This window comes from Streptomyces sp. NPDC050658, from assembly GCF_044457025.1.
GTDB lineage: Bacteria > Actinomycetota > Actinomycetes > Streptomycetales > Streptomycetaceae > Streptomyces.
The window spans coordinates 361,581-375,236 of record NZ_JBITGM010000001.1 but is presented as its reverse complement, the minus strand read 5'-3'; the positions used below and the strand labels follow the sequence as shown (position 1 = coordinate 375,236).

The 13,656-nt window shown below is 70.3% G+C and carries 11 protein-coding genes; 5 read left to right on the top strand and 6 right to left on the bottom strand.

The window, feature by feature from the left end; genetic code table 11:
• Positions 1–25 precede the first annotated feature (25 nt).
• The 4 genes from ACIBKX_RS01780 to ACIBKX_RS01765 form a co-directional block, all read right to left on the bottom strand.
• Complete coding sequence (locus ACIBKX_RS01780) at positions 26–1,663, bottom strand: alkaline phosphatase D family protein (RefSeq protein WP_363272555.1); 1,638 nt, start codon at positions 1,661–1,663, stop codon at positions 26–28.
• Positions 1,664–1,815: 152 nt separating this feature from the next.
• Positions 1,816–2,634: a thioredoxin domain-containing protein gene (locus ACIBKX_RS01775; RefSeq protein ID WP_363272473.1), complete on the bottom strand. Its 819-nt coding sequence runs from the start codon at positions 2,632–2,634 to the stop codon at positions 1,816–1,818.
• Between the two features lie 41 nt (positions 2,635–2,675).
• Positions 2,676–3,359, bottom strand: a complete 684-nt coding sequence (locus ACIBKX_RS01770; RefSeq protein ID WP_363272472.1) for a hypothetical protein — start codon at positions 3,357–3,359, stop codon at positions 2,676–2,678.
• Between the two features lie 92 nt (positions 3,360–3,451).
• Positions 3,452–4,780: a DUF2252 domain-containing protein gene (locus tag ACIBKX_RS01765; RefSeq protein ID WP_363272471.1), complete on the bottom strand. Its 1,329-nt coding sequence runs from the start codon at positions 4,778–4,780 to the stop codon at positions 3,452–3,454.
• A gap of 190 nt (positions 4,781–4,970) precedes the next feature.
• Between ACIBKX_RS01765 and dnaE the strand changes: the two genes are divergently transcribed.
• On the top strand, positions 4,971–8,510 hold the full coding sequence (gene dnaE, locus ACIBKX_RS01760) for a DNA polymerase III subunit alpha (RefSeq protein ID WP_363272470.1): 3,540 nt from the start codon (positions 4,971–4,973) through the stop codon (positions 8,508–8,510).
• 83 nt (positions 8,511–8,593) lie between these two features.
• On the opposite strand, the gene ACIBKX_RS01755 is transcribed toward dnaE, so the two are convergent.
• Positions 8,594–8,797 (bottom strand): hypothetical protein, encoded by a 204-nt coding sequence (locus ACIBKX_RS01755; protein ID WP_363272469.1) that lies wholly within the window; start codon positions 8,795–8,797, stop codon positions 8,594–8,596.
• 235 nt (positions 8,798–9,032) lie between these two features.
• Between ACIBKX_RS01755 and ACIBKX_RS01750 the strand changes: the two genes are divergently transcribed.
• The 4 genes from ACIBKX_RS01750 to ACIBKX_RS01735 all read left to right on the top strand — a co-directional run bounded on the left by ACIBKX_RS01750 (position 9,033) and on the right by ACIBKX_RS01735 (position 12,985).
• Complete coding sequence (locus ACIBKX_RS01750) at positions 9,033–10,274, top strand: NYN domain-containing protein (protein ID WP_363272468.1); 1,242 nt, start codon at positions 9,033–9,035, stop codon at positions 10,272–10,274.
• 108 nt (positions 10,275–10,382) lie between these two features.
• Positions 10,383–11,417 (top strand): ABC transporter ATP-binding protein, encoded by a 1,035-nt coding sequence (locus ACIBKX_RS01745; protein ID WP_399375607.1) that lies wholly within the window; start codon positions 10,383–10,385, stop codon positions 11,415–11,417.
• A gap of 34 nt (positions 11,418–11,451) precedes the next feature.
• Positions 11,452–12,273 carry an ABC transporter permease gene (locus tag ACIBKX_RS01740; RefSeq protein ID WP_399375605.1) on the top strand — a complete coding sequence of 274 codons (822 nt, stop codon included), beginning with the start codon at positions 11,452–11,454 and terminating at the stop codon, positions 12,271–12,273.
• A gap of 34 nt (positions 12,274–12,307) precedes the next feature.
• Positions 12,308–12,985: a DUF2567 domain-containing protein gene (locus tag ACIBKX_RS01735; RefSeq protein WP_363272466.1), complete on the top strand. Its 678-nt coding sequence runs from the start codon at positions 12,308–12,310 to the stop codon at positions 12,983–12,985.
• 170 nt (positions 12,986–13,155) lie between these two features.
• Here the strand turns inward: ACIBKX_RS01735 and ybaK are convergent, their stop codons facing one another.
• A complete protein-coding gene (gene ybaK / locus ACIBKX_RS01730) occupies positions 13,156–13,656 on the bottom strand; it encodes a Cys-tRNA(Pro) deacylase (RefSeq protein ID WP_363272465.1) in 501 nt (166 codons plus the stop codon).

Sequence of the window (13,656 nt, the reverse complement as noted above, 5' to 3'; positions counted from 1 at the left end):
GGAGACCGGGTCGGCGGGAGCCCGGTCAGCGCACCGGGGCGTCCACCCGCTCCACCTTCTGGGTGCCGCTGAGCGTGCGGTACGAGCGGGCCCACGACGACGTAGCCTCGGGGTCCGTGCGGTCGGACAGGACGTAGTAGTCCATCTGCGAGCGCTCGGCGGTCACGTCCAGGACGCCGTACCCGTGCGAGTCCATGTCCAGCCACTTCACATGGCGGTTGGCCGCCCTGATCGCGCCCACGGCGACCAGCGAGAGCGTGTGCGGGGCGACGTTCAGCATGTCGTCCACGTTGTCGGAGGTCACGGACGTGACCACGAACTCCGTGGCGGCGGACGGGGTTCTGGGGTACGTCGCCGCCTTCACCGGCACGTCGTTCGCCCACGCCATGTGGATGTCGCCGGTGAGGAAGACGGTGTTCCGCACGGCCTTGTCGACCAGGTGCGAGATGAGCTCCTTGCGGTCGTCCGTGTAGCCGTCCCACTGGTCGACGTTGACCGCCAGGCCCTCCTTGGGCAGGCCGAGCAACTCCGCGAGGGGGCCGAGCAGATGGGCCGGTACGGAGCCGAAGGCGACCGGCGAGATCATCACCGAGGTGCCGACCAGCTTCCAGGAGGCGTCGGACGAGGCGAGGCCCGCCTTCAGCCAGTCGAGCTGCGCGCGGCCCGTGATCGTACGGTCCGGGTCGTCGACGTCACCGCTGCCGACGCCGGTCTGCTGGGAGCGGAAGGAGCGCAGGTCGAGCAGGTGCAGATCGGCCAGCTTGCCGAAGCGCAGCCTGCGGTAGACGGTGCCTTCAGTAGAAGGACGTACGGGCATCCACTCGAAGTACGCCTGCTTGGCCACCGCCACGCGCCGCGCCCAGTCGCCCTCGGTCTCGGGGGAGTGGTTCTCGGCGCCGCCCGACCAGGCGTCGTTGGCGAACTCGTGGTCGTCCCAGATCGCGATCACGGGGTGCGTGGCGTGCATGGCCCGCGCGTCGGGGTCGGTCTTGTGGGCGCCGTGCCGGGTGCGGTAGTCGGCGAGGGTGGTGATCTCGTGCTTCGGCTCGTGCTGCCGTACGACGTCCTGCGCGGCGGGGTACTCGCCGGTCGGGTACTCGTAGAGGTAGTCGCCGAGGTGCAGGACCGCGTCGAGTTCGGTGCGGGCCGCGAGATGGCGGTACGCGGAGAAGTAGCCGGCCTCCCAGTTGGCGCAGGACACCACGCCGAACCGGACGCCGGGGGCGGCCGCGTCGTGCGCCGGGGTGGTGCGGGTGCGGCCCACAGGGGAGTGGGTGTCGCCCACGGAGAAGCGGAAGTAATAGGTGGTCGCCTGGCGCAGGCCCCTTACGTCCGCCTTGACCGTGTGGTCAGAGGCGGCCCGCGCGGTGGTGCTGCCGCGGCCGACGGTGCGGGTGAAGGCCTTGTCCTCGGCTATCTCCCAGCGCACCTCGGTGTCCGGCCCCTTGCCGGACCCCGGGACGGCATCCGGCACCGGCGTCACCCGCGTCCACAGCAGCACGCCGTCGGGCAGCGGGTCGCCGGAGGCCACTCCGTGGTGGAACGCGGGCCCTTCGGCCGCGTGCGCGGAGGGGGCGGCGGCGAGCGGGGCCGCGATGACCGCGGAGGCGGCAGCGGCCTTGACGACCGAGCGGCGGCGCGGGGCAGGGGAGTTGGGCGCCATGCGGGCGCTTGTTCGACTGGTCACGGGCGATCACCTTACTGATCGGTAATCGCAAAGAGCGGGCGACCTGGGAAAGTTCGCCCGCTCTTCTGGAACCCGTCGCTTCGGAGTGCGGCTTTAGTGCCGGTTCAACCTTTTGATCTGCCGCGGGGTCAGCCCTTGAGCGCCGCGTCGATCGCCTTTTTGTAGTCCTCGACCGTCGAGGGCGCGTTCTCCTTGTCGGGGCCGGTGATCTTCTTGCCGTCCATGACGAAGGAAGGCGTGCCCTCGACGCCGTCCTTGTTGTCGTCGAACTTCTTGGACATCTCGATGGCCCAGCGGTCGAACTTCCCGCTCTTGACGTCCTTCGCGAAGGTCTTGCTCTTCTTGAGCTCGGGGACCTCGTTCGCGATCTTGGTCAGATACGAGTCGTCCTTGAACTTGTCGGTGGTCTCCTCGGGGTGGTTCTCCTTGGAGAACAGCGCCTTCTTGTAGTCGAGGAACGCCTGGTCGCTCACGTTCAGGGCGGCTCCGAGCGCGCTGAGCGCGTTCTTGGAGCCCTCACCCGTGAGGTTGCGGTCCAGGAACGTGGCACCGATGAACTGGACCTTGTACTTGCCGTCCTCGAGGTCCTTCTCGACCGTCGGGCCGACCGTCTGCTCGAAGCTGGCGCAGACCGGGCAGCGCGGGTCCTCGTAGACCTTGAGGGTCTTCTTGGCGCTGTCCTTGCCGATGACGACCGTCGTGCCGTCCGTGCCCTCGGAGTTGGCGGGCTTGACCAGCTTGTCGTCCTTGGCGGCGTCCCAGTAGCCGGGCTTGTTGGCCTGCATGACGCCGTAGCCGACGCCGCCGGCGATCGCCAGGACCGCGACGACGGAGACGCCGACGATGATCGACCGCTTCCGCTTCTCCCGCTTGCGCTCGGCTTCCTGCTGGGCGCGGATCCGCTCGCGGGCCGCCGACTTGGCCGCCTGGCTGTTGCGCTTGCTCATGATCGTGTTCTCCGTAGGGGGGTGCGTGGGTGGGGACGTGCTCAGGCGAAGGCGGCCGAGCACGGCGGTCCACGCCGTCCCACGAAATGCACGAGCAGCCGGCCGTACGCGCCCCGCACCCGGCGGTCGGCGCGCGGCAGCCGGCGCACCGGCCGCGGCCGGATGCCCACCGCGGCGAACGCGATCAGGAGCGGCCGGAAGGTGGCCGCGGCCACCGCGCGCAGCAGCTGCGCCAGGGCGCGCTCGCCGCGTCGCAGCCAGGCGGCGGCCAGCAGGCCGACCCCGATGTGCGCGCCGAGCAGCAGCCAGGCGGCACCCGGATCGGCGTCGGCGAGCAGCACGGCGGCGCGGTGGCCGTCGCCCGTCACCTGGGCCAGCGGGGTGCCGACGCTGCCGCCGCCGCACAGCACGTCGAAGCCGACCGAGCGCAGCGGGCCCGCGACCGGGCCGCCCGTCTGGCCGTAACAGACGTGCTGTCCGGTGGTGAAGACCGTGTCCGCGGCCAGTTCCAGCGGGATCAGCAGGGCGGCGATCCGTCCGTAGCCCCGCTCCCGCCCCGCGAGCGCGTACGCGACGACGAAGACGGCGGCGGCGATGGCGGCGACCGTGGTCAGCGGCAGCGGGGCGCGCGAGAGCAGCACGTGCGACGCGGCGGAGAGCGTCACGACGAGTGTCGTGAACAGCGCCGCGCGCACCGTCCTGAGCTGGGTCCCGGATATGTCCATCGCGCAAGCGAGTGTGCCACGTGTTCCTGTAAGACAGCCCTAAAGGGTGCCTATGAGTCACAGAGGCGGGTCACACGGCTGCCGCCTCGCGGCTACAGGCCCGGGATCCGGCCGTTGCGGAACAGGTCGACGAAGATCTGGTGGTCCCGGCGCGCGCGGGCGCCGTACTCGTGCGCGAAGTCCACCAGCAGGTCCCCGAAGCCGTCCTCGTCGGCCGCGATGGCGGCGTCGATCGCCCGCTCCGTGGAGAACGGCACCAGGTCCGAGTGGCCGCTCTCGTCGTCCGCCGCCGCGTGCATCGTGGCCGTGGCGCGGCCCAGGTCGGCGACGACGGCGGCGATCTCGTCCAGGTCGTCGATGTCCGACCAGTCCAGGTCGACGGCGTACGGAGAGACCTCGGCGACCAGCTGCCCGGCGCCGTCCAGCTCCGTCCAGCCCAGCCACGGGTCGGCGTGCGCCTGCAGCGCGCGCTGCGAGATGACCGTGCGGTGGCCCTCGTGCCGGAAGTAGTCCCTGATCGCGGCGTCCGTGATGTGCCGCGAGACGGCCGGGGTCTGGGCCTGCTTGAGGTAGATCACGACGTCGTTCTCCAACGCGTCGCTGTTGCCCTCCAGAAGGATGTTGTACGACGGCAGACCGGCCGAGCCGATGCCGATGCCGCGGCGGCCGACGACGTCCTTCACGCGGTAGGAGTCGGGGCGGGCGAGCGAGGACTCGGGCAGCGTCTCCAGGTAGCCGTCGAAGGCGGCGAGGACCTTGTACCGGGTCGCCGCGTCCAGCTCGATGGAGCCGCCGCCGGAGGCGAAGCGGCGCTCGAAGTCGCGGATCTCCGTCATCGACTCCAGGAGGCCGAAGCGGGTCAGCGAGCGGGCGTCGCGCAGCGCGTCCAGGAGCGGGCCCTGCGCGGTGTCCAGCGTGAAGGGCGGCACCTCGTCGCTCTTGGCGCCCGTCGCGAGGTCATGGATCCGCTCGCGGTACGCCGCGGCGTAGATCCGCACCAGGTCCGTGATCTGCTCGTCGGACAGCGCCTTCGTGTAGCCGATCAGGGCCACGGAGGCGGCGAAGCGCTTGAGGTCCCAGGTGAAGGGGCCCACGTACGCCTCGTCGAAGTCGTTCACGTTGAAGATCAGGCGCCCTTGGGCGTCCATGTACGTGCCGAAGTTCTCCGCGTGCAGGTCGCCGTGGATCCACACCCGGCCCGTGCGGTCGTCCAGGAACGGGCCGCCGTGCTGCTCGCGCTCCAGGTCGGCGTAGAAGAGGCAGGCCGTCCCGCGGTAGAAGGCGAAGGCGGAGGCGGCCATCTTGCGGAACTTGACCCGGAACGCGGCGGGGTCCGCGGCGAGCAGCTCGCCGAACGCGGTGTCGAAGACGGAGAGGATCTGCTCGCCGCGCTGATCGGCGGTGGGCTGCGGGTCCGACATCGCGGGGTGCCTCCAGGTAACAGGTGGTGCCACGTGCTGCATGACATTTGGGACAGGTGTTCCGTCCTGTCCAACGCACGACGGTACCCCCGAGTGCCCGCCGCTTGTCAGTGCTCAGGATTAGACTTCCACGCTGTCCCCCCAGACTGCCCGCAGCCTGTCACTCAGCGTTCTCCGGAGGCCTTCCGCCGTGACCAAGCCGCCCTTCACGCACCTGCACGTCCACACGCAGTACTCGCTGCTGGACGGCGCCGCGCGGCTCAAGGACATGTTCAACGCGTGCAACGAGATGGGCATGACCCATGTCGCCATGTCCGACCACGGCAACCTGCACGGTGCGTACGACTTCTTCCACTCCGCGCAGAAGGCGGGCGTCACGCCGATCATCGGCATCGAGGCGTATGTGGCGCCGGAGTCCCGCCGCAACAAGCGGAAGATCAAGTGGGGCCAGCCGCACCAGAAGCGCGACGACGTGTCCGGCTCGGGTGGTTACACCCACAAGACGATCTGGGCGGCGAACAAGACGGGCCTGCACAATCTCTTCCGGCTCTCCTCGGACGCGTACGCCGAAGGCTGGCTCCAGAAGTGGCCGCGTATGGACAAGGAGACCATCTCCCAGTGGTCGGAGGGCCTGATCGCCTCCACCGGCTGCCCCTCCGGAGAGCTCCAGACCCGGCTGCGCCTCGGCCAGTTCGACGAGGCGCTCAAGGCGGCGTCGGAGTATCAGGACATCTTCGGGAAGGACCGGTACTTCCTGGAGCTGATGGACCACGGCATCGAGATCGAGCGCCGGGTCCGCGACGGTCTCCTGGAGATCGGCAAGAAGCTCGGCATCCCGCCGCTGGTGACCAACGACTCGCACTACACGTACGCCCATGAGTCCGTCGCGCACGACGCCCTGCTCTGCATCCAGACCGGCAAGAACCTCTCGGATCCCGACCGCTTCCGCTTCGACGGCACCGGCTACTACCTGAAGTCCACGGACGAGATGTACGCCATCGACTCCTCGGACGCGTGGCAGGAGGGCTGCCGCAACACGCTCCTGGTCGCCGAGCAGATCGACACCACGGGGATGTTCGAGAAGCGCGACCTGATGCCGAAGTTCGACATCCCGGAAGAGGGCTACACCAACACCACCTGGTTCAAGGAGGAAGTGCGCCGCGGCATGCTCCGCCGCTTCCCGGGTGGTGTGCCGGAGGACCGCCAGAAGCAGGCGGAGTACGAGATGGACGTCATCATCCAGATGGGGTTCCCGGGCTACTTCCTCGTGGTCGCCGACTTCATCATGTGGGCCAAGAACAACGGCATCGCGGTGGGTCCGGGCCGAGGCTCCGCGGCCGGTTCGATCGTCGCGTACGCCATGGGCATCACCGACCTCGACCCGATCGAACACGGACTGATCTTCGAGCGGTTCCTCAACCCCGAGCGCGTCTCCATGCCCGATGTCGACATCGACTTCGACGAGCGCAGGCGCGTCGAGGTGATCAGGTACGTGACGGAGAAGTACGGCGCCGACAAGGTCGCCATGATCGGCACGTACGGAAAGATCAAGGCGAAGAACGCCATCAAGGACTCCGCGCGCGTGCTCGGATATCCGTACGCGATGGGCGACCGCCTCACCAAGGCCATGCCCGCCGACGTCCTCGGGAAGGGCATCGACCTCTCCGGCATCACCGACCCCAAGCACCCGCGCTACAGCGAGGCGGGCGAGATCCGGGGGATGTACGAGAACGAGCCGGACGTGAAGAAGGTCATCGACACCGCCAAGGGCGTCGAGGGCCTGGTCCGGCAGATGGGTGTGCACGCGGCCGGCGTGATCATGTCCAGCGAGCCGATCGTGGACCACGCGCCGATCTGGGTGCGGCACACCGACGGCGTGACCATCACGCAGTGGGACTACCCCCAGTGCGAGTCGCTCGGCCTGATCAAGATGGACTTCCTGGGCCTCAGGAACCTGACGATCATGGACGACGCCGTGAAGATGGTGCGGTCCAACAAGGACATCGATCTGGAGATGCTCTCTCTCCCGCTCGACGACCCGAAGACCTTCGAACTGCTCTGCCGCGGCGACACGCTCGGCGTCTTCCAGTTCGACGGCGGCCCGATGCGTTCGCTCCTGCGCCAGATGCAGCCCGACAACTTCGAGGACATTTCCGCCGTATCGGCCCTGTACCGGCCGGGCCCGATGGGCATGAACTCGCACACGAACTACGCGGAGCGCAAGAACGGCCGCCAGGAGATCACACCGATCCACCCGGAGCTCGAAGAGCCCCTGAAGGAGACGCTGGGCCTCACCTACGGCCTGATCGTGTACCAGGAGCAGGTACAGAAGGCCGCCCAGATCGTCGCCGGCTACTCGCTCGGCGAGGCCGACATCCTGCGCCGCGTGATGGGCAAGAAGAAGCCCGAGGAGCTGGAGAAGAACTTCGCGATCTTCCAGGGCGGCGCCCGGAAGAACGGCTTCAGCGACCAGGCGATCCAGGCCCTGTGGGATGTCCTGGTCCCCTTCGCCGGATATGCGTTCAACAAGGCGCACTCCTCGGCGTACGGACTCGTCACCTACTGGACCGCCTACCTGAAGGCGAACTACCCGGCCGAGTACATGGCCGCGCTGCTCACCTCGGTGAAGGACGACAAGGACAAGTCGGCCGTCTACCTCAACGAGTGCCGCCGCATGGGCATCAAGGTGCTCCCGCCGAACGTGAACGAGTCGGTGCACAACTTCGCCGCCCAGGGCGACGACGTGATCCTCTTCGGCCTGGAGGCGGTCCGTAACGTCGGTACGAACGTGGTCGAGTCGATCATCCGCTCGCGCAAGGCGAAGGGGAAGTACACCTCCTTCCCCGACTACCTGGACAAGGTCGAGGCCACCGCCTGCAACAAGCGCACCACGGAGTCGCTGATCAAGGCCGGCGCCTTCGACACGATGGGCCACACCCGCAAGGGCCTCACCGCGCAGTACGAGCCCATGATCGACAACGTGGTCGCGGTCAAGCGCAAGGAAGCGGAAGGCCAGTTCGACCTCTTCGGAGGGGGTGACGAGGGCGGCGACGAGCCGGGCTTCGGGCTCGACGTGGAGTTCTCCGAGGACGAGTGGGACAAGACGTATCTGCTCGCCCAGGAGCGGGAGATGCTCGGTCTGTACGTCTCCGACCACCCGCTCTTCGGTCTGGAGCACGTGCTGTCCGACAAGGCCGACGCGGGCATCGGGCAGCTCACCGGCGGTGACTACTCGGACGGTTCGATCGTCACCATCGGCGGCATCATCTCCGGCCTCCAGCGCAAGATGACCAAGCAGGGCAACGCGTGGGCGATCGCCACCGTGGAGGACCTCGCGGGCTCCATCGAGTGCATGTTCTTCCCGGCGACCTACCAGCTGGTGTCGACCCAACTCGTCGAGGACGCCGTGGTGTTCGTCAAGGGACGCCTCGACAAGCGCGAGGACGTGCCGCGTCTGGTCGCGATGGAGCTCCAGGTCCCCGACCTGTCGAACGCGGGCACCAACGCACCGGTCCTGATCACCATCCCGACGGTGAAGGTCACCCCGCCGATGGTCAGCCGCCTCGGCGAGATCCTCAGCCACCACCGGGGCAACAGCGAGGTGCGGATCAAGCTCCAGGGGGCGCAGAAGACGACGGTGCTGCGGCTCGACCGGCACCGGGTGCAGCCCGACCCCGCCCTCTTCGGCGACCTGAAGGTGCTGCTCGGCCCGTCCTGCCTGGCCGGCTAGCGCACGGCCTGAGGCGGACCGCAGCACGAAGGGGGCGCACCCGGACCTCCGGGTGCGCCCCTTCATATGTGCCTGCGGGTACGTCAGTTGTGGCCGAAGCGGCGCTGGTGCTTGCGGGCGACGTCGGCGGGGCTGCCCTGCGCCTGCGACTGCGGCTGCGACTGCATGGCGTCCTTCATCCGTGCCTCGGCCTGCTGTGCGGAGGTCCTCGACTGCTCCTGGTTCTGCTCGGCGGACGAGGAGCGGTTGCGGTCGACGCCGGTCTTGCGGTGCTGTTTCTTGGCCATTGTGATCTTCCTCCTGAGGGGGATCTGGGGGCCAGATGCGACCAGACTCACATATGGTGGCAAACCACGCATTTCAGAGAATTACCGTGCGTAATAAGGCCTGTCGGGGAGCGAAGCCGAGATACGCCACGCCGAAGATCGAGTTCCGGCCGTTAACCTCCGCCGGGTCGGGCAGACTCGAAGGAAACCCGAACCATTACTTCCAGGGAATCTCCAGGGAAAGAGGGTGGATCGCGTGGACCGCTGCATCGTCCTGGTGGACGCCGGGTATCTGCTGGGTGCCGCCGCGAGTCTCCTCGCGGGCGAGCCGTCCCGGTCCCGGATCACCGTCGACCACTCCGCCCTGATCCAGGGCATCCGCGAGCGCGCCGAATCGGACACCGAGCGCCCTCTGCTGCGCATCTACTGGTTCGACGGCGCCCCCGACCGCGTACCGCAGCCGGAGCACCGCAGGCTCCGGGTCATGCCGCGCGTGACGGTCCGGCTGGGCGCGCTGACCCGCAGCGACGGACGGTGGGCGCAGAAGGGCGTCGACGCCGCCATGCACGCCGAGCTGACCGAGCTGGCCCGCAACCGAGCCTGCTCGGACGTCGTGCTGGTCACCGGGGACGGGGACCTGCTGCCCGGCATGATGGCCGCCAAGGAGCACGGCGTCGCCGTCCACCTGTGGGCCGTGCAGGCCGCCGACGGCGACTACAACCAGTCCGAGGACCTGGTCGCCGAGGCCGACGAGCGCCGCGTCCTCGACCGGGCCTGGATCACCCAGGCCGTCCGCGCCAAGGAGCTCACCGGCGTCTGCGCGCCGCCCCCCGTGCCGCGCCCCGAGATCGCCGCGATCCTCTCCGCGCCGCTCCCGGAGTCCGCGCTCGCGGCCGGCGCCCAGCGGGCCGACGAGGCCGCGGCGGGCCCGCACCCGGAGACCACGGCCAACGGCGAGAGCCCCGCCCCGCACCACATCCCCGCCGGCAAGGGCGTGCCCACCCCCAAGGACCTCGCCGCCCTGCGCGGCCCCGGCACCCCGGCCGCCGCACAGCACCCGGCCAACGCGACGCTGCGCTGGTCCTCCGACAAGGGTTGGGTCGAGCGGCCCGGCGGCGCCGCCGAGAGCCCGGAGGTCGCCGCGCTGCCGACGCTGGCCCAGCTGACCACGGCCGAGCAGCGCTGGGCCGACCGCGAGGAGGACATCACCACCGTCGGCGGCGACCCCTTCGAGGTCGGACAGGTGTTCGCGCGGCGGTGGATGGCCCGCCTGCCCGAGCAGCACAACCTGCAGAAGCTCTCGACGATGTACCCGCGCATCCCGCACCGCGTCGACGGCGAGCTGCTGCGGTACGCGGCGCGGTTCGGACTGCTCGCCCACAAGGACGACCAGATCGACGAGCACGACCGGTACGCGATCAGGGCGGGCTTCTGGCGTGAGATCGACGTCCACACGGCGGTGGAGCACGCACCGGTCGGCGACCGCTCCGGCGAGTGAGCGAGGCCGCTCCGGCGGGTGACACACGCGTACGCAGATGACTGATACGGGGCGTACGGGGCGCCCCGGGCGTCATACCGGGCACGCGACCCCGTACCCTCGTCCTTCGTGAGTACGCGCTCGGCACAGGCAGTCCGACAAGGGCTCCGACAGGGTCATGGCAGGGATGCCGTCTGCGCGGTGCGCGACCTCGTCAAGACCTATCCCGCCACCCGTGGCCGCCGCGGCACACCCGCGACACCCGAGGTGCGCGCCACCGACGGCATCAGCCTCGACGTCGTACGCGGCGAGATCTTCGGCCTGCTCGGGCCCAACGGCGCGGGCAAGTCCACCCTCGTCCGCCAGCTCACCGGCCTGATGCGGCCCGACAGCGGCGCCGTCGAGATCCTCGGCCACGACATCCTGCGCCACCCCGAGCGGGCCGCGCGGATCCTCGCCTACCTGGGGCAGGAGTCCACCGCCCTGGACGAGCTGACCGTCTCCCTCGCCGTCGAGACGACCGCGCGGCTGCGCGGCCTCGAGGTGCGCGAGGCGCGGGCCGAGCGGGACGCCGTACTCGAAGAACTCGCGCTGATCCCGCTCGCCACGCGCCCGCTGAAGAAGCTCTCCGGCGGGCAGCGCAGGCTCGCCTGCTTCGCCACCGCGCTGGTGGGGGAGCGGCCGCTGCTCGTCCTCGACGAGCCGACGACCGGCATGGACCCCATCGCGCGGCGCGCCGTCTGGAGCGCCGTCGACCGGCGCAGGGCCGAGCGCGGCACGACGGTCCTGCTCGTCACCCACAACGTCATCGAGGCCGAGACGGTCCTCGACCGGGTCGCCGTCCTCGACCACGGCAAGGTCATCGCCTGCGACACCCCCGCAGGGCTCAAGGAGCGGGTCGCGGGGGAGGTGCGGGTCGAGCTGGTCTGGCGGGAGCGGGCGCCGATCGAGGTTCCGGAGGTCGCCGCGCTCAGGTCGTCCGCCGTGGAGTCGGGGCGCCGCTGGTCGCTGCGGCTCGCCCCGGACGAGGCGCGCGCCGCCGTCGCGGCGATCACCGGCGGAGCCGCCTTCGCCTCACTCGACGACTTCACGCTGGCCACGCCCAGCCTGGAGGACGTGTATCTCGCCCTCGGCGGGAACGGGGAGGGGCTGGTCAAGGCGTGAGCAGGCGGATGGAGAGCAACAGGAAGGTCGTTCGGTGAGTGCCGTTCCCCTGGAAGCCGTTGTACGGGCCGACAGCGACGGCGGCCGGGACGTCGGCGCCGAGGCGCCCCTCGGGCCCCGCGCGCGGCTCTTCCCCGCGCTCTCGGCCGTCTACCGCGCGCAGCTGTCCCGTGCGCGGGTGGCCCGTATCCCGCTGCTCTTCGTGGCGACCTTCCAGTCCGTCGGGATCATGATCCTGATGCGGGGCGTCGTCGACGGGGGCGGCGAGGCGCGGGCCGTCGTCGCGGGGTCCTCCGTGCTCGTCGTCGCGTTCGTCGCGCTCAACCTGCTCGCGCAGTACTTCGGGCAGCTGCGGGCCGACGGCGGGCTCGACCACTACGCCACGCTGCCGGTGCCGCCCGCGGCCGTGGTGCTCGGCGCCGCGGCCGCCTACGCCTCGTTCACCGTGCCCGGCACGCTCGTCACCGCCGTCGTCGGCTGCGCCCTGTTCGGCCTTCCGCTGGCCCATCTCTGGGTGCTCGTCGCGGTGATCCCGCTGGCCGGTGCGGCGCTCGCGGGGCTCGGCGCGGCCCTCGGGCTGCTCGCGCCCCGGCCCGAACTGGCCACGTTGCTCGGCCAGTTGGGCATGTCGGCGGCGCTGCTGCTCGGTGTGCTTCCGGCCGAGCGGATGCCGGGATTCCTGCAGTACGCGCGTGATCTGCTGCCTTCGACGTACGGCGTCGAGGCCTTCGCCCGCACCTTCGGGCCGCACCCGGACTGGGCGGCCGTGGCGCTCGACCTGGCCGTGTGCGCCGGGGTCGGTGTGGCCTCGCTGGCGGTCGCCACCTGGGCGTACCGCCGGGCGGCTGTGCGGTGACGCACGTCCCAGGTACTACTGGCACCATGTGTGGGTGACTGCACCGCTGACGCCTTCCCAACCGCCCCACGGCGAGCCCTCGCACGACCCCTGGCAGAAAGCCGCCGCGCCGTCCGGGGAGCTGCTCCCGCCGGCTGACGAGGAGGACGGGCCCGGCATGAAGACCGAAGTGCGGCAGGCCGCGGTGATCGCGGTCGCGCTGGCCGTCTGCGGCGTACTCCTCGGGCTGCTCTGGCTCTGGCTCGCGCCGCGGGTGCCGCTGGTCGCGGACAGCGACGCGGTGTATCTCAAGGACACCGAGGGCGAGCAGGCGATCGGGGTCGACGGAACGTTCACTCTGCTCGCGCTTGCCTTCGGCGCGGTGAGCGGGCTCGTCGTCTTCCTGCTGCGCAAGCGGGGCGGTATCCCGCTGGTCGTCGGGCTCACGGCAGGGGCGCTGCTCGGCGCGGTGGTCGCCTGGCGGCTCGGGATCTTCCTCGGGCCCGAGACGGATGTCGTCGCGCACGCGAAGTCGGTCGGCAAGGGTGTCGTCTTCGACGCGCCGCTGGAGCTGAAGGCGAAGGGGGCGCTGCTGGCGTGGCCCGTGGCGGCGCTGCTGGTGCACCTGGGGCTGACCGCGCTGTTCGGGCCGCGGGATCCCGAGCCCTACCCCTTCGCGTACGGGGATGCCGGGCGGCCCGAGGACGGGGCTCCGGGGCAACCGGGGGCGTGACCCCCGGTTGCCGCGTAGGACGGGCCGTCGGGCGGGCCGTGGGAGGGGCCGAGGGCTAGGCAGGCCGCCTGCCGTGGTTCGCCCTGCCTCGCCTCGCCCGCCACTTCCTCTTGCGCGTCTTCTTCGACATGAGGGTGGTACTAGTCGAGGACCCGGCCCGCGTCGAGGGGCTATTCGCGCCCGATCGGGGCCAGTACCGCCGACGTGAGGGCGGCCAGGTCCGCTGGGGCCAGTTCGACCTCCAGGCCGCGGCGGCCCGCCGAGACGCAGATCGTGGTGTGCGCCGACGCCGAGTCGTCCAGGACCGTGCGCAGCCTCTTGCGCTGGCCCAGCGGGGAGATGCCGCCCCGTACGTACCCCGTGGTGCGCTCGGCGGCGGCCGGGTCGGCCATCACCGCGCGCTTGCCGGAGACCGCCGTGGCCAGCGCCTTGAGGTTCAGGGTGCCCGCCACCGGGACCACGGCAACCGTCAGCTCGCCGTCCACCTCGGCCACCAGGGTCTTGAAGACCCGGTCGGGGGAGACGCCCATCGCCTCGGCCGCCTCCTCGCCGTACGAGGGATGCGCGGGGTCGTGCTCGTAGGCATGGACCGTGTAGGCCGTGCCCGCGGCGGTCAGGGCGACCGTCGCCGGGGTGCCGCCCGTGCCCTGCTTCTTCTGCTTCTTCGCCAC

Coding starts and splice junctions, on each gene's coding strand:
- ACIBKX_RS01765 (WP_363272471.1), bottom strand. CDS start 4,780: ATGTCGGACCCGCAGCCCACCGCCGATCAGCGCGGCGAGCAGATCCTC.
- ACIBKX_RS01770 (WP_363272472.1), bottom strand. CDS start 3,359: ATGGACATATCCGGGACCCAGCTCAGGACGGTGCGCGCGGCGCTGTTC.
- ACIBKX_RS01755 (WP_363272469.1), bottom strand. CDS start 8,797: ATGGCCAAGAAACAGCACCGCAAGACCGGCGTCGACCGCAACCGCTCC.
- ACIBKX_RS01780 (WP_363272555.1), bottom strand. CDS start 1,663: ATGGCGCCCAACTCCCCTGCCCCGCGCCGCCGCTCGGTCGTCAAGGCC.
- ACIBKX_RS01775 (WP_363272473.1), bottom strand. CDS start 2,634: ATGAGCAAGCGCAACAGCCAGGCGGCCAAGTCGGCGGCCCGCGAGCGG.